This is a genomic window from Streptomyces mutabilis, from assembly GCF_046628145.1.
In the GTDB taxonomy this organism is placed as follows: domain Bacteria; phylum Actinomycetota; class Actinomycetes; order Streptomycetales; family Streptomycetaceae; genus Streptomyces; species Streptomyces mutabilis.
On sequence record NZ_CP176874.1, the window covers coordinates 202,135 to 217,592 of the forward strand.

The following is a 15,458-nucleotide window of genomic DNA, read 5'->3' on the forward strand; positions in this document are numbered from 1 at the left end:
TGCGGCTGATCACACACGGGAGGCGCCGTCGCTCGCCGGTCGGCGCGCGGTGAGCAGGTCCAGACAGCGTCTGCGCTGTGCCGTGTCCGTCGCAAGCTCGACGCCGACGTGGGCAAGGGCGATCGCGCCGTCGAGCACGGCGCGATCGGCTCCCGGCGAGTTCCCGTACCGGGCGAAGGGTGCGGTGTGATGCCGGGCGCCCTCGGTGTCGTAGCCGATGGTGGGATGGAGTGCGGGCAGGACGTGGGAGACGTTCCCCATGTCGGTGGAGGCCATGACCTCGCCTCGGCGGTCCACGGGGTCGCGGCCCAGGGACCGCGCCGCGCGGGTGTACGCGGCGGTGAGGAATTCGTCCTGTCGCAGGTCCGCGAAGTCGGCACCGTGCTCGGTGAGGTCCAGCTCCGCGCCGGTGGCCAGGGCCGCGGCCTCCAGGCATGCCCGGACCCGGTGGCGGGCGCGGGCCAGGTCCTCCGTGGTGCGGGCGCGCAGTTCGTAGCGGGCTCGGGCGGTCCCGGGGATGACGTTGACCGCGTGGCCGGCCTCGAAGACGACGTCGTGGACCAGGGTGCCCGGGGGCAGTTGCTGGCGCAGCAGGCCGACCGCGGTGTGGGCCAGAGTGATCGCGTCCAGGGCGTTGACGCCTTCCCAGGGCGCCAGTGCGGCATGCGCCGACTTGCCCGTGTAGGAGACGTCCCATGCTCCGACGGCCAGGGAGGACGCGCCGACGGAGTCCTCCGGTGCGGCGTGCACCATGAAGGCGGCGGCCACGTCGTCGAAGACGCCTGCGTCCAGCAGCAGCGTCTTGCCGCCGATGTCCTCCTCCGCGGGGGTGCCGATGAGCTTGACGGTGATACCGAGTCGCTCGGCGACGGCGGCAAGGCCGAGGGCGGCGCCGACCGAGGCGGCGCCGTTGACGTTGTGCCCGCAGGCGTGGCCGATGCCGGGCAGCGCGTCGTACTCGGCGCACAGGGCCACCACGAGTTCCCCGCTGCCGTGGGTGGCGACGAAGGCGGTCGGCAGGCCGGCGACCCCGCGTGCGACGTCGAAGCCGGCGTCCTCGGCGAGGAGGGCGATCTTGGCGGCCGACTTGTGTTCGCGCATCGCCGTCTCCGGTTCGGCGTGCAGGCTGTGGCTCAGGTCGACGAGGTCGCGTGCGTGGGCGCGTACGGCGTCGGTGGCGACGGTGCGGGCGCGTTCCCTGGTGGTCGCGGCGGGGCTGGTCATGCGGTCCTCCCGGCAGGGGTGGGGGCGGCTTCGGGTCCGGGGGCGGTGGACGGCGAGCGGAAGAAGAGGGCGACCGCGGCTCCGCCGAGCGCGGCCGCCGCGCACGCGGTCCACGCCCACCGGTAGCCGGTGCCGGTGACGGCTCCCTGGGTGGTGGTGTGGGAGGACCACAGGGCGCCGATCACGGCAGCGCCGATCGCGGCGCCGAGGGAGAGCGCCATCTCGTTGACGCCGACGGACAACGCGGTCTCGGCCTCGTCGACCACCTCGACCGACAGCGTCCGGGTGGCTGCTTCGAACATCCCGGTGGCCAGGCCGACGATGAGGGCGCCCGCGAGGTACTGGGGCACGGACGAGTGGAAGAGGACCAGGCTCAGGAAGCCGGCCGCACCCGCGCACCCGCCAGCCGCGAGCACGGCCCGGTCACCGATCAGCCGGGCCAGCCAGGGCGTCAGCGTGGAGCCGAGGAAGCCGACGGCGACCATGGCCAGAGAGATCAGGGAGATGGCTCGGGAGCCGAGGCCGAGCCCGAATCCGTCGCCGTCCGGCTCGGTACCGAGGTAGACCGCGTTGGCTCCGAGGAACCCGATCGCGCCGAAGGCGATGCAGAAGGTGTGCCCGCTGACCGCCGCGAGCCGGGGGTCGCGCAGCATCCTCAGGTTGACCAGCGGATGCGGCGAGCGCTGTTCGACCAGTACCCAGGCGGTCAGCAGCACCGCCGCCGCCACGGCCGTAAGCAGGGACGAGGCGGACGTCCAGCCCCAAGACCCGCCCTCGGTCAGGCCCCACATCAGTACGCCGAGTCCGCACGTCAGCAGCAGTGCGGCGGGCAGGTTGAAGCGGCCCGCGCGCGGGGCCGTACTGGTCGGCAGAGCGATCGCGGCGGCAACCGCCAGGGCGGCGAAGGGGACCGCGGTCCACAGCCCGGCGAGGGCGTGTTCGTCGCTGAGCGTGCCGGCCACGAAGCCACCGGCGCCGATGGACAGGAGCAGCGCGCCGACCAGCACCGACATGCCGATCCGGCCGTGTTCGGGGGAGCGTGATCGAAGGATGCCGGCGAGCAGCGGGAAGAAGCCGACCACGGCACTCTGCAGCACCATGCCCACCGCGAGCGTGGCGGGGGTGGGCCGTGCGGCGATGAGCAGCGATCCGGTGGCGACCATCGTCACGGCGACGAGCAGCAGCCGCCGGTGCCCCCACATGTCGCCCCAGCGGGACAGCAGCGGCGTCAGCACGGTGAAGGCGATCTGCGACAACAGATACAGATTGTTCTGGCCCACACCGCCGATACCGACGTGAGCGCCGACGACCGGCAGCAGCGGTGTGAGGTACCCCTGGACGACACCACTGCAGACCACGATCAGGATCATCACCGCGATCAGTCCCCGGCCCCGGCTGATGGCGTTCGTCATGGCCTCACCCTCTTTCCCTTGGCTGGAATGCGGCTGGTGGCTAGAGTGCGACCGCTGATCCGACTGGGTGGGAAAACGAAGAGAATCGGCAGAGACGGGGGGTGCGGTGTTGGATCCGGTCACGGCGAGCGAGCTGGATCTCGCGCTCGTGCACGCCCTTCAGGTCCGGCCCCGCGCCTCCTGGACCGACCTGGCTCCCCTGCTCGGCGCGACCGCCGTGACCCTGGCCCGCCGCTGGGAGCGGCTCACCGAGGAGGGACTGGCCTGGGTGTCGGCGGTCCCCGGGCCCGCGTTCGCCCACAGCGGCTGCACCGCCTTCGTCTTCCTTCGCTGCGCCCCGGCGGCCCGGGAGCGCCTGGCCGCGCACGTCGCGGAACTGCCGGAGGCGGTGACGGTCGAACTGCTCGCCCCGGGACGCGCCGACCTCATGCTGGACGTGCTGGCACCCGACCTCGGGACCATGCACCGCTTCGTGGACGAGGAACTGGCCGCTCTTCCCGACGTCCTCGACATGGAGTGCGTGTTCGCCACCTCCCTGTACGCCGAGGGCTCGCGCTGGCGTCTCGGCTCACTCGACGCCTCCCAGCTCTCCGTGCTCGGCCGGCCGCGCACCGTCGACGGGGCGGGGACACCCCTCACCGACCTGAGCGCACTCGACCGCGCCCTGCTCGACGCGCTGGTGCGGGACGGGCGGACGCGACTCACCGAACTGGCCGACCTCACCGGGACGAGCGCCGCCACCGCGCGCAGACGGCTGAACCGCCTCACCACCGCCGGCGTCACGGCGTTCCGCTGCGACGTGGCTCCGGCGGTCTCAGGGCTGCCCGTGTCCGTCACCTTCCGCGGCCACGCCCCGGCCAACGACGTCAATCGCCTGCACCGCACACTCGCGACACTCCCCGAGTGCCGGCTGCTGGCAGCCGTCACCGGAGCCGCCAACGTGCTCGCCACGTACTGGCTCCGCGACATCGGCGCGGTCCAGCAACGCGAAACGGCGGCCTGCGCCCACCTGCCTGCCCTCCACATCACCGAGCGGGCCCTCGGCACGCGCACCGTGAAACGGATGGGACACCTGCTGGACGGTGCCGGGCGACGCACAGGCATCCGGCCGATCCGGCCCTGGTGACACAGGCGTGCCGGCGAGCCGCAGGTCAGCCGGCCTTCGCCGGTTCGTCCAGCGTCCGGGACGCGCGGCACAAGATGGGCCCGCGGCACCGTGATGGCCCTACGGCTGCTGCCGACGCAGAACCTCAGGTGCCTCAACCGATCCCCTGAACGTGGCCGAACCTACGAGAGTTCCTTACGCATCAACGTGCACATCGTTTCGTAGCGGCGCAGCGATCCGTCCGGCGCTTGCTCGTCCCACGAGTCAGGCTGACGGTCGTACGCGACATAGCCCAGTCGTTCGTACAACGCCCGCGCCCGGGGGTTGCTCTCCTCCACGCCGAGTTCGGCGTGCCGCAGACCGCGGTTCCTGATCCGAAGCTCTGCGGCCTCGACGAGGAAGGTGCCGATCCCGCACGACTGCAATGCCGGATGGACAGCCAGCTGCCACAGAGTGCCAACGCCCTCCTTGACTCGGTAGTCGACGCCACCCTTCGCAACGGGAACGTCCGTTGCAGAGCAGACCGCAAGATAGTCGACCTCGCCGAGCCGGCCACGTTCCAACTGTGTCGCGACGTCGGCCAAGTGGAGTTCGGAGCCCGACCACCCGCACGACGCGAGGTCCGCATGCACGAAATCGCGTACTGCCAGCTTCACCATGACGTTGGTCATCCTCACCGCCTCCGACCACCCAGCGTCCATTCCCGTCACAGGGGATGCAACGCCTTTTCCGTCCGTGCTCCCGGCAGTCCACGGCCCCGGCCCACTCGCGTACGTCTCCGCGACTACCGGAGGACGCATCACGCTTCCGCCCGTGCCGATGCGTCGGACGGGCGGCTGCTCGGCGAGGTTCCTGCCCCGCCCCCGCGTCCCGCTGAGCGAGGCGCCGCTCAACCACGTCACGCGCGATGTGACGGCCCCGTCGCATGGTCCGGGACACCTGACTGCTTCACCCGGCCGATCAGAACGGCGACACCCCACCGACCTGCTGACTGGAATCGGCCGGGGCGAGCCCGACGAACGCGGCACCGGAATGGTGCAGCACGAACGTGACCACGGTGCCACGGGCGGCCGACGGGCACAGCGCCTGTCCGACATGGCCGGTGGCAGCAACGTGTGCGAGTCCACCGTCCGACGATGTCTCGTCCGCCGGCGAGGTCACTCCCACACCACGACGTTGCGTCGTACGGGCACCGTCGACGCGTCGGTGGCGAAGAGTTCGGGCGAGTGTGCGCGGATGCGTTCGATGTCGCTGAAGACGGCCCGCAGGTGGGTACGCATGGCCGTGTGGGCGAGCGGGACGTCGCCGCCGACGATCGCCTCGAAGATCTCGTGGTGCTGGGCGGCGAACGCGGCCGGGGACGCGTTCTCGTGCAGGCCGAGGCGCCGGGCTCGGTCGAGGTGGCCCTTGGCTGCGGCGACGGTGGTCCAGACGTTGCCGTGTCCGCTCAGCCGCATCAGGTTCTGGTGGAACGCCTCGTCCAGTTCGAAGAACTCCTCGAGGCCGAGGTCCGCGCGCTTCTGGCGGTCCAGGTTGACTCGCAGGTCCTCGACGATCGCCGGGTCGAGATGTTCGGGAAGGGCGTGGAGCGAGGCGAGTTCCACCGCCTCCCGGAGGAACTGCGCGTCGGCGACCTGCGCCGGATCAACCCGCGACACGAACGACCCGATCTTCGGGAAGACCTGTACGAGGCCCTCCTGGGCCAGCAGGATCAGACTCTCCCGCACGGGCGTGCGGCTGACGCCCAGTGACGCGGCGAGTTCGTTCTCCGAGAGGGCCGCGCCCGGAGCGAGTTCGAGGGTCAGGACCATCTGGCGCAACTTCAGGTAGATGTCGCGCCGACTCGTCCGCCCGTTCTTCTGAGGCATGTGCACATCGTACGTAGGACGACGGCACAAGTATTGCCTCACTCGACGACAGGTGCTTGTATACAAGCACTTCGCGACCAAGGAGCACCTGTGAGCAAGATCGAACGCGTCGAAGTGTTCGTGGCCTCGCCCGGCCGTACCTTCGTCACCCTGCGTATCACCACCTCGGACGGAGTGACGGGGCTCGGTGACGCCACCCTCAACGGTCGTGAGCTGGCGGTCGCGAGCTACCTGCGCGACCACGTGGCACCACTGCTGATCGGCAGGGACCCCGCCCGGATCGAGGACATGTGGCAGTACCTCTACAAGGGTGCCTACTGGCGGCGCGGGCCGGTCACCATGACCGCGATCGCCGCCGTCGACACCGCGTTGTGGGACATCAAGGGCAAGACGGCGGGGATGCCCGTCCACCAGCTCCTCGGCGGCCGGTCCCGTGACGGCGTGCTGGTCTATTCGCACGCCAGCGGCACCGACATCCCCTGTCTGCTGGACGACGTCGAGCGCTGTCTGGAGCTGGGTTACAAGGCTGTACGGGCCCAGGCCGCCGTACCCGATGTCGGCGGCACGTACGGGGTGCGCAAGGGAAAGGTCTACGAGCCGGCCGCGACCGAACTGCCCGACGAACAGCCCTGGGACACCGAGGCCTACCTGGGGTTCGCGCCCACCTACCTGGAGGCAGTGCGGGAACGCTTCGGCTTCGGCTTCCACCTCCTGCACGACGTGCACCACCGGCTGACCCCGATCGAGGCTGCCCGGTTCGGGAAGAGCGTCGAGGGCTGCCGGCTGTTCTGGATGGAGGACCCGACCCCGGCCGAGAACCAGGAGTCGTTCCGGCTCATCCGCCGGCACACCACGACACCGGTCGCGGTCGGCGAGGTGATGAACTCGATCTGGGACGTCCAGCACCTGATCACGGAACAGCTCATCGACTACGTCCGCACCACCGTCGTCCACGCGGGCGGCATCACCCATCTGCGACGGATCTTCGACCTCGCCGCGCTCTACCAGGTGCGGACCGGGTCACACGGGGCGACCGACCTCTCCCCCGTCAGCATGGCGGCCGCCGTCCACGTCGACATCGCCGTGCCGAACTTCGGCATCCAGGAATACATGGGCCACCCCGACGAGACCGCCGAGGTGTTCCGCACGGGGGTGACCTTCGCCAACGGCATGCTGCACCCCTCCGACGAACCCGGCCTCGGCGTCGAGTACGACGAGAAGGCCGCGGAACGCTTCCCCTACCAACGGCGTTACCTCCCGGTGGCCCGTCGTCTCGACGGGTCGGTGCACGACTGGTGAGCACCGACGCCCTCCCCCGGCTGGACCGCGCGGTACTCCCCCGGCTCGCACCCGAGCTGCGACCCGTGGTCGATCCCGCCGAACTGCGCACCCGCATCGTTCACTTCGGTCTCGGCGCCTTCCACCGGGCGCACCAGGCCGTGTTCACCGAGCACGCTGCCGCCCGCTCCGGCGAGCCCTGGGGCATCACCGCGGTAGCCCCCCGGTCGACCGGAACCGTACGCGAGCTGCGGAGCCAGGACTGCCTGTACTCACTCACCGAACACCACCCGGACGGACACCGCACGCGCGTCGTCGGTGCCGTCGTCGGCGCACTCGCCATGGGGCCCGAGGCCGCTGCCGTCGACGCTCTGCTCACCGACCCCGAGGTGACGGTGGTGACCCTGACGGTCACCGAGAAGGGCTACCACCGCTCCGCGTCGACGGGCGGGCTCGACACCCTGGCCGGGCCGGTCGCCGCCGACCTCGCCGCGTCCTCCGACGGACAGCTCACGACGGTGGTCGGACGACTGGCCGCCGCGTTGGCCGCGCGGATGCGCGCGGGCGCGCCCCCGGTCAGCGTCGTGTCCTGCGACAACATGGCGGACAACGGGGCGGTGCTGGGCCGTGTGGTCCACGATTTCGTCCGTGCCTCGGCCTGGCCGGACCGCGCGCGGATCCTGGACCGGATGACGGAGTCCGTCTCCTTCCCCGCGACGGTCGTGGACCGGATCGTTCCCGCGACGAGCGAGGCCGGGCGGGCGGCGGCCGACGCCGCACTCGGGGTGCGCGACGCCCTCCCCGTGACCGGTGAGCCGTACCGGCAGTGGGTGCTGGAGGACTCCTTCGTCGCACCCCGGCCACGCTGGGAACTGGACGGTGCCCTGTTCGTCCCGGACGTCACGCCCTACCAGCTCACCAAGCTGCGGCTGCTCAACGGCTCCCACTCGGCGCTCGCCTACCTCGGTACGGCCGCGGGACTCACCACCATCGCCGAGACCATGGCGACCGGATGGGGTGAGCGCCTCGTACGGGCGCTGTGCGCGGAGATCGCCCCCACCCTCCCGGCCGGCGGCCCCGATCCGGCCGCGTACGCCGACGACCTCGTCGTACGCTTCCGCAACCCGTCCATGCACCACCGGCTGCGGCAGATCGCCTCCGACGGATCGCTGAAGATCACGGAACGCTGGCTGCCCGCCCTGCGCGAACTGCGGGCACGCGGCACGAGCACCCCGGTCCTCGAACTGGCCCTCGCCGCCTGGGCGCACAGCACCAACACGGCCGACGCACCCGCTGATCCCGCCACCGAGGCGCTCGCCGCCTGCTGGCGGCCCGCGACCCGCCCCGCCACCACCGTACGCGCGCTGCTGCGCGTGCTCGGCGCGGCGGACCTGGCCGACGACGACAGGCTCACCGCCGCCGTGGCGAACCGGCTCCCCGCCCTGCGTACCGGAGTCGTCGAGTTCTGACCCCTCGGTGACCGCCGCCCTCCTCTCAGTCCCCCGCGTCTGAGCCTCACTTCGATTCCCCGAACAACGGAGTTCACGATGAAGGACAGCGTCATAGCCGCTCAGCAGACGCCATCCGCACAGCGCACCACACGCGATCTCACCCGGGCCGCTGTCTCGGGCTGGCTCGGCACCGCCATGGAGTTCATGGATTTCCAGCTCTACTCGCTGGCTGCCGCGATCGTCTTCAACAAGATCTTCTTCCCGGACGTCAGCCCAGCCATCGGACTGATCGCCGCGATGGCCACCTACGGGGTCGGGTACGTCGCCCGGCTCGCCGGCGCCGTCTACTTCGGGCGGATGGGCGACCGGATCGGCCGCAAGAAGGTCCTCTACCTCACGATCCTGCTGATGGGCGCATCCACCACCCTCATCGGGGTCCTTCCCACCTATGCCACGATCGGCATCCTCGCACCGGTGCTTCTCGTCGTACTGCGCCTGGTGCAGGGCTTCGGCGCAGGAGCCGAGATCGCCGGGGCCACCGTGATGCTGACCGAGTACGCGCCCGTGCGGAGGCGCGGCCTCATCTCCTCGCTGGTATCGCTCGGCACGAACTCCGGGACACTCGCCGCCTCCGCCCTGTGGGCCGTTCTGCTCGCCGTGCTCAGCGAGGACCAGCTGCTCTCCTGGGGCTGGCGACTGCCCTTCCTGCTCAGCTTCGCGTTGATGATCTTCGCCGTGTGGCTGCGCCGCAGTCTCAAGGAAAGCCCGGTCTTCGAGCAACGCCCCGACGTCGTAGACGGCGTGGCACTTGCCCGCGACGAGGTCGAATCCGCGATCGCCACGGCCGACAGCCACGAGGGCAGTGTCCTGGCAGCCGGCATCCGCCAGCGCAAGGGCAAGGCGTTCTTCCTCGCACTGGGGCTGCGCTTCGGCCAGGCGGGCAACTCCGGTCTGATCCAGACGTTCCTGGTCGGCTACATCGCCACCAACCTGGCGGTCGGCCGGTCGGTCCCGACGGACGCGATCGTGTACGGCTCGCTGGCGGGATTCGCCACCGTGCCGGTGATCGGCCTGCTCGGCGACCGCTTCGGACGCCGAGCCGTCTACCTCACCCTCTCGTCCCTGACCACCGTCCTCGCCTTTCCGGTGATGCTCCTCATCACCTCCGGCTCGACCCCGGGCGTGATGATCGGTATGGCCCTCGGGCTCAACGTCGGCGTCCTCGGCCTGTTCTCACTCGAAAGCGTCACGATGGCCGAACTCTTCGGCTCCCGCACCCGCTTCACGCAGCTCGCGCTCGCGCTCGCCAAGGAACTCGGCGGCATCCTCGCCACCGCGATCGGCCCGGTCCTCGCGGCCACTCTTACGGCTGTCACCGGCAGTTGGTGGCCCATCGCGGCGATGCTGATCGTCTACTCGCTCATCACCTTCGTCAGCGCGTACCTCGCACCCGAGACTCGCGGACGCGACCTTGTCCGGCTGGAGGACGCCGTATGAGGACGACCACCGAAAACCCCTCACCCTCAACCGCCGGAGAGGACCGGATGAAGGCAGTCGTGGTACACGGCCCCGGCGACGTGCGCATCGACGAACGTGCCCGGCCGGTGCCGGAGGCGGGCGAGGTACTGCTGGCCCTGGAATGGGGCGGCATCTGCGGCTCCGACATCTCCTACTGGAAGAAGGGCGCGTCCGGCACGGCTTCGCTCACACACCCTCTCGTGCTCGGCCACGAATTCGCGGGCCGGGTCGCTGCGCTCGGCAGCGATGTCACCGGCCTCCGCGAAGGCCAACCGGTCACCGTGCACCCGGCCCGGCTGGTCGGCGACGGTGTCCTTCCCGAACGGATCGCCGGACGCACCAACCTCTACCCGCACGTCCGCTACTTCGGCTCGGCGGCCTTCGTCCCGCACACCGACGGCGGGTTCAGCGAGTACCGGGCGGTCCCCGCGGCCCAGATCCGTCCACTGCCGGACGGCGTCAGCACCGAACAGGGTGCTCTGGCCGAACCGTTGGCCGTCGCGCTGCACGCCGTCGGCCGAGTTCCCGACCTGCGCGGCCGTACAGTCCTGGTCAACGGCTGCGGCCCGATCGGCTCCCTGGTGGTCGCCGCCGCACGGTACCGCGGGGCGGGCCGGGTCGTCGCCGCCGATCTGGCTTCGTCCTCCCTCGCCGTCGCCCGCGCCATGGGCGCCGACGAAACGTGCGACATCTCCGTCGGTGACGGATTGCCCGAGGACGTGGACGTAGCCTTCGAGGCGTCCGGTGCCCCGGCCGCGCTCGGACCGGTGCTGCGCGCCACCGCCCGAGGAGGCACGCTCGTCCAGGTGGGCAATCTGCCCGGCACCCCCGCGGCTGCCGCGCTCGGCGACCTGGTGACCCGGGAGATCACTTGGATCGGCTCGTACCGTTTCGTCGATGAGATCGACGACGCGCTGCGCGCACTGGCGGACGGTCTGGACGTGTCCCCCCTGATCACCCATCGCTTCCCGCTGGACCGAGCAGAGGAGGCACTCGCCGTCGCCGCCGACCCGGAAAGCGGGAGCAGCAAGGTCATGCTGCGTCTCACCACCGATTCGTGACACGGATCGGTGAAGAGGCTGCGCCCTGTCGCGTGAAGGAGTGAAGTTCCTCGTACGGTGTGGATGAACCTCGTGGCCGGGGAGGAGCAGTCAGGTGGATGGCCGTCCCGTGATGGCCGGCAGTGTCGTGGTCCTGATCCGGCGGTAGGTCACGAAGCCGTTCACGGTCACCCCCACCCAGATGGCGGTACTGAGCAGAGGCCACCACAACTCCTGTGCCCGCGCGCCCTCCACCAGCCCGACGACCGAGTTCAGCGCCCAGCCGGCAGCGAGGAAGAGCGCCGCCCACCTGGCCCACCGCCAGATCGCCATGGTTCCCCGGGCACGGGCTTCCTGCCTGTCGCGTCCGTCGTACCGAAGCTCTGTGTCCCTCATGACTCTTCGTCTTCCCGTTCCCCGGCGCCGTCTCCTCGCCTCCGCGACGAAGGCCGGAAATCGCGGGTACGCCGTCAGCCGTCCGTCAGGCCGGTCTTCTGGCTGGGGCCGCCGGAGCGCAAGGGCGGGACGGTCGGCACCTCTGCGGCGTTCGCCATGTCGTCGGAGCTCAGCCGGAACGCCTCCGGGTAGGCGTCGCGGCGCGTACGCCGGGCCGGCTCGCTGGTTCGCCAGGTGTAGAGGCAGCGTCCGCACTGCAGGACGTCCCAGACGCCGGGCACGGGCGAGGAGTGCAGGGTCCTGACGCTCTCGTGGGCGCAGCGGGGGCAGCAGTCGGTCATCGGGGTGTCTTCCTTCGCAACGGGGTGGGCGGCCGGTCGGCCGGTGTGTGAGGGCGTCAGCCGCGGGTTTCGGACAGCAGGCGCTGGAGCTTGGCCGCCCAGTCCTTCGCCTCGGGCAGGTCCTTGGTGGGCGTGGAGAAGTTGCCGCGCTGGTCGGGATGGACGGGTGTGGTGGCATCGATGATCATCTTGCTGGTCAGGCCCGCCGGCTGGGCGGCTGGGGCCAGTTCCACCACGGGCAGGTTGGGCAGGATCATCACGTCACCGGCCGCGTTGACCTTGGACGACATCGCCCACATCACCTGCGGCAGGTCGAACGGGTCCACGTCCTCGTCGACCATGATGACCGTGCTGACGTAACCGAGTCCGTGCGGGGTGGTCATGGCGCGCATGGCCACGGCCTTGGCGAATCCGCCGTACCGCTTCCGGGTGGAGATGACGGCCAGCAGTCCGTGCGTGTACATGGCGTTGACGGCCTGCACCTCGGGGAATTCGGCGCGCAGCTGCTTCAGCAGCGGGACACAGGTGTTGGGGCCCACGAGGTAGTCGCACTCCGTCCAGGGCATTCCCAGGTAGAGCGATTCGAAGACCGGGTTCGTGCGGTGGGAGACGCGGTCGATGCGGATGACGGGCATGCGGCGGCCACCGGAGTAGTGCCCGGTGAACTCGCCGAAGGGCCCCTCGATCTGCCGCTTGCGGCTCTCGATGACCCCCTCGATGACGACCTCGGAACCCCAGGGCACGTCGAAACCGGTCAGGGGTGCTGTGGCGATCGGTGCAGGGGCGCCTCGCAGGGCGCCGGCCATCTCGTACTCGCTCTGGTCGTACCCCATGGGCATCCCGGCCACGATGGCCATCACGGGGTCGTTGCCGAGGGTGATGGCGACGGGGAGGTCCTCGCCCTTCTCTTCGGCCTTGCGCAGGTGGAGGGCGATGTCGTGCACGGGGACGGGCTGAATCGCCAGCCGGTTCCTGTCGATGACCTGGAGGCGGTAGGTCCCGACGTTCTGCTTGCCGAAATGGCCGGGGGCCTCGGGGTCGCGGGAGACGACGGCGGCCTTGTCGAGGTAGAAGCCGCCGTCGCCGTCGTTGAGGCGGAACAAGGGGAGCACGGAGAAGAGGTCGACATCGTCGCCTTCCTGCGTGTTCTCCCGCCACGGCGCGTCCTCACGTCGCTCCGGGGCGACCGGGAAGGCGTCCCAGCGACGGGCGAACTCCTCGACCTGCTCCTTGACCGGGGTGTGCTTGGGCAGGCCGAGGGCGAGGGCGTGGTTGGCCCAGGAGCCGTGGACGTTGAGGGCGACCCGGGCGTCGGTGAAGCCCTTGACGTCGTCGAACCACAGGGCGGGGGCGCCGTCGCCGATGCGCCCGGCGGCGTTGGCAGCCGCGGCCAGGTCGGGTTCGGGGAGGACCGGTTCGGTGATGCGCAGCAGCTGGCCCTCCTTCTCCAGCGTGCTGAGGAATTCGCGCAGGTCGTCGTAAGCCATGGGTGCTCCGTGGAAGCCGAAGGGAAGGGGGGAAGGGCGTCGGGGCGCACCGGTGTCCCCGGAACGCGGGTCAGGAAGCCGGGCGCGGCTGACGTGCGGCGCGCATGCCCTCCCACCTCTTGGCGGCGGGCGCGGGCAGGTCGAACTGGTCGAGGAGCCGGGCCACGACGTGGTCGACGATGTCGTCCACGGACCGTGGGTGGTTGTAGAAGGCGGGCATGGGCGGCACCAGCTGCACGCCCATGCGGGACAGCGCGAGCATGTTCTCCAGATGGATCTCGCTCAGCGGTGTCTCGCGCGGTACGAGAACGAGCCGGCGGCGCTCCTTGACCACCACGTCGGCGGCGCGCCCGACCAGACCGTCGGCGTATCCGGCGCGGATGCCCGCGAGGGTCTTCATCGAGCACGGCACGATCACCATGCCGTCGGTGCGGAACGACCCCGAGGAGATGGTGGCGCCCTGGTCCTCCGGACGGTGCACGACATCGGCCAGGTCGCCGACCTGATCCGCGGTCATGCCTGTTTCGAGCTCGATCGTCGTCCGCGCCCACCGGCTCAGGACCAGATGCGTCTCGACGTCCTGCAACTGGGCCGTCACCTGGAGGAACCGGACACCGAACACGGCACCGGTGGCCCCGGTCATGCCCACGATCAGCCTCATCCGGATCTTCCTTCCTCATGCACTGGCACTGAGCTGCGCCGACGTCATCACGCTAGAAGACTGGTCGAGGGCGACAGCGGTACACTTGGGACTCACCATGGGGAAAAACGGACAGGATGCGCAGCGGTCGGTCATCCGGGACCTCACCCTCCGGCGTACGGCCGGTTCACCGCCGGGTCTGGAACTCGTGCAGCTCGCGGGACTGGCCGAGCGTGCCCGCCGGCACGGCAATGACCCGTACGCCTCGCTGCGCCCCGCGTTCCACCAACTCGTCCACGTGCGGCCGGGCAGCCGTGCGACCGTCTCCGTGGACTTCACCCGGTACGACCTGTCCGGCGGTGCCTGGCTGTGGATCCGCCCCGGACAGGTGCAGCGCTGGGGCACGGACTTGCCGGGTGCCCGAGGTCTTCTGGTCGCGTTCCCGGCCGGTTTCCCCGACACGGAGACCGCCGCCTCCTCGGTCGCCGACGTGGCCTCGCTTCAACCCCTCACCCCCGGCGCCCCCCACGCGGAGGGCCTGTCCCGGGCACTGGAGCACTTGCGGTACGAGTACGAGGCCATGGCGGAGCTGCCCCTGGAGTCCCACGTGCAGGTCCTGCGGCATCTGCTGGCGGTTCTGGTGGTGCGTCTGGCCAGGGCGTACGGGTCCGAGCACGGAAGGCCGGCCACCAACGAGACGTTCCGCCGTTTCCGCGCCGCGGTGGAGCGCGACTTCCCGGCGACCCGAAGGGTGGAGGACTACGCGGCAGCGCTGGGCTACAACCGTCGCACCCTCACCCGGGCCACGGAGGCCGTGACCGGCATGTCGGCGAAGCGCTACATCGACGAACGCGTGGCGCTGGAGGCCAAACGGGAGCTGGCTCACGGTCCGTTGACCGTCGCCGCCGTCGCCGCACGACTCGGGTTCGCCGACGCGAGCGACTTCACCAAGTTCTTCCGGCAGCGGACGGGCATGACACCGACGGGTTTCCGCAGGACGGCCCGCGGCGCCTGACCCACGCAGGGCCTCCTCCGACTGCCCGGGGACGTCGTCGGCCGGGTCGGCCCGGCACGTGTCCGCCGCCGTTGCCGGACAGCGCCCGGTCGATCCTGTTCAGCGGTGCCTGTCGACGACGGCACGGACGACGGCGGCGACCTCCTCGCGCTCGGTGGGCCGCAGGTCGAAGGAGTTGTGGATGGAGAATCCCTCGACCAGCGCGTCCAGCGCCCGTGCGGTGAGCGGATCGAAGTGCCTGGCCAGGGAATCCCGGCTGGCCTGCATCCAAGAGCGCATGACGGCGCGCACCTCGGGATTGCGGGTGGCGAAGGCGTAGAGCTCGTAGCTGAGCAGGAGGTTGCGGTCGGTCCCCCAGACCTTGCCGCAGATGATCTCGACGACCGCCTCCTCGGCCTCCTGGCGGGTCCGCGCGGCCTCCAGAAGGGCGCCGTAGCGGGTGGAGACGGTCTCCGCGAGCCGGGTGAAAGCGTCGGTCAACAGGTGCTGCATGTCGTGGAAGTAATAGGTGAGTGACCCGAGCGGCACGCCTGCCGCCTCCGCGATCTTGCGGAAGGTCACCTTGATGGCGCCGTGCTCCGCGATGACGTCGAGCGCGGCGTCGAGGATGCGTTCGCGGCGCCGGGGGTCATTGGGGCCACGAGTGCTGCCTGTCATAGCCGTTGTCCGCCTTGTCTTCTCGT

Annotated in this window: 16 protein-coding genes; 6 read left to right on the forward strand and 10 right to left on the reverse strand. The window is 70.4% G+C overall.

The window, feature by feature from the left end:
- Nucleotides 1-9 precede the first annotated feature (9 nt).
- The gene (locus ACLIN4_RS01010; RefSeq protein WP_289909286.1) at nt 10-1,224 is read right to left on the reverse strand and encodes an amidohydrolase; all 1,215 of its coding nucleotides are present in this window, start codon (nt 1,222-1,224) and stop codon (nt 10-12) included.
- A complete protein-coding gene (locus ACLIN4_RS01015; protein ID WP_411575383.1) occupies nt 1,221-2,636 on the reverse strand; it encodes an MFS transporter in 1,416 nt (471 codons plus the stop codon). The genes ACLIN4_RS01010 and ACLIN4_RS01015 overlap by 4 nt, the downstream gene beginning before the upstream one ends.
- A gap of 109 nt (nt 2,637-2,745) precedes the next feature.
- On the opposite strand from ACLIN4_RS01015, the gene ACLIN4_RS01020 reads away from it, so the two are divergent.
- The gene (locus tag ACLIN4_RS01020; RefSeq protein WP_411575384.1) at nt 2,746-3,762 is read left to right on the forward strand and encodes an Lrp/AsnC family transcriptional regulator; all 1,017 of its coding nucleotides are present in this window, start codon (nt 2,746-2,748) and stop codon (nt 3,760-3,762) included.
- A 161-nt stretch (nt 3,763-3,923) separates the two neighbouring features.
- Here ACLIN4_RS01020 and ACLIN4_RS01025 read toward each other — a convergent pair whose 3' ends face one another.
- The 3 genes from ACLIN4_RS01025 to ACLIN4_RS01035 all read right to left on the reverse strand — a co-directional run bounded on the left by ACLIN4_RS01025 (nt 3,924) and on the right by ACLIN4_RS01035 (nt 5,609).
- Complete coding sequence (locus ACLIN4_RS01025) at nt 3,924-4,412, reverse strand: GNAT family N-acetyltransferase (RefSeq protein ID WP_107476504.1); 489 nt, start codon at nt 4,410-4,412, stop codon at nt 3,924-3,926.
- A gap of 289 nt (nt 4,413-4,701) precedes the next feature.
- Nucleotides 4,702-4,902, reverse strand: a complete 201-nt coding sequence (locus ACLIN4_RS01030; RefSeq protein WP_411575385.1) for a hypothetical protein — start codon at nt 4,900-4,902, stop codon at nt 4,702-4,704.
- Entirely contained in the window at nt 4,899-5,609 is a 711-nt protein-coding gene (locus ACLIN4_RS01035) for a GntR family transcriptional regulator (RefSeq protein ID WP_269955905.1), read from the reverse strand. The genes ACLIN4_RS01030 and ACLIN4_RS01035 overlap by 4 nt, the downstream gene beginning before the upstream one ends.
- Before the next feature lie 90 nt (nt 5,610-5,699).
- On the opposite strand from ACLIN4_RS01035, the gene manD reads away from it, so the two are divergent.
- The 4 genes from manD to ACLIN4_RS01055 all read left to right on the forward strand — a co-directional run bounded on the left by manD (nt 5,700) and on the right by ACLIN4_RS01055 (nt 10,917).
- Entirely contained in the window at nt 5,700-6,908 is a 1,209-nt protein-coding gene (gene manD, locus ACLIN4_RS01040) for a D-mannonate dehydratase ManD (protein WP_289909291.1), read from the forward strand.
- Nucleotides 6,905-8,356 carry a mannitol dehydrogenase family protein gene (locus ACLIN4_RS01045; RefSeq protein WP_289909292.1) on the forward strand — a complete coding sequence of 484 codons (1,452 nt, stop codon included), beginning with the start codon at nt 6,905-6,907 and terminating at the stop codon, nt 8,354-8,356. The genes manD and ACLIN4_RS01045 overlap by 4 nt, the downstream gene beginning before the upstream one ends.
- A 78-nt stretch (nt 8,357-8,434) precedes the next feature.
- Nucleotides 8,435-9,835, forward strand: coding sequence for an MFS transporter (locus tag ACLIN4_RS01050; RefSeq protein ID WP_411575386.1), 1,401 nt, complete (start codon nt 8,435-8,437; stop codon nt 9,833-9,835).
- Between the two features lie 47 nt (nt 9,836-9,882).
- A complete protein-coding gene (locus tag ACLIN4_RS01055; protein ID WP_289909293.1) occupies nt 9,883-10,917 on the forward strand; it encodes an L-idonate 5-dehydrogenase in 1,035 nt (344 codons plus the stop codon).
- Nucleotides 10,918-11,007: 90 nt separating this feature from the next.
- Here ACLIN4_RS01055 and ACLIN4_RS01060 read toward each other — a convergent pair whose 3' ends face one another.
- The 4 genes from ACLIN4_RS01060 to ACLIN4_RS01075 form a co-directional block, all read right to left on the reverse strand.
- On the reverse strand, nt 11,008-11,229 hold the full coding sequence (locus ACLIN4_RS01060) for a hypothetical protein (RefSeq protein ID WP_257101444.1): 222 nt from the start codon (nt 11,227-11,229) through the stop codon (nt 11,008-11,010).
- 137 nt (nt 11,230-11,366) lie between these two features.
- On the reverse strand, nt 11,367-11,633 hold the full coding sequence (locus ACLIN4_RS01065; protein ID WP_100046821.1) for a non-oxidative hydroxyarylic acid decarboxylases subunit D: 267 nt from the start codon (nt 11,631-11,633) through the stop codon (nt 11,367-11,369).
- 56 nt (nt 11,634-11,689) lie between these two features.
- Complete coding sequence (locus ACLIN4_RS01070) at nt 11,690-13,120, reverse strand: non-oxidative hydroxyarylic acid decarboxylases subunit C (RefSeq protein ID WP_289909294.1); 1,431 nt, start codon at nt 13,118-13,120, stop codon at nt 11,690-11,692.
- A gap of 70 nt (nt 13,121-13,190) precedes the next feature.
- A complete protein-coding gene (locus ACLIN4_RS01075; RefSeq protein ID WP_289909295.1) occupies nt 13,191-13,781 on the reverse strand; it encodes a non-oxidative hydroxyarylic acid decarboxylases subunit B in 591 nt (196 codons plus the stop codon).
- A 97-nt stretch (nt 13,782-13,878) separates the two neighbouring features.
- Between ACLIN4_RS01075 and ACLIN4_RS01080 the strand changes: the two genes are divergently transcribed.
- The gene (locus tag ACLIN4_RS01080; protein WP_289909296.1) at nt 13,879-14,775 is read left to right on the forward strand and encodes a helix-turn-helix domain-containing protein; all 897 of its coding nucleotides are present in this window, start codon (nt 13,879-13,881) and stop codon (nt 14,773-14,775) included.
- Nucleotides 14,776-14,874: 99 nt separating this feature from the next.
- Here the strand turns inward: ACLIN4_RS01080 and ACLIN4_RS01085 are convergent, their stop codons facing one another.
- Nucleotides 14,875-15,432 (reverse strand): TetR/AcrR family transcriptional regulator, encoded by a 558-nt coding sequence (locus tag ACLIN4_RS01085; RefSeq protein ID WP_107476475.1) that lies wholly within the window; start codon nt 15,430-15,432, stop codon nt 14,875-14,877.
- Between the last annotated feature and the right edge of the window lie 26 nt (nt 15,433-15,458).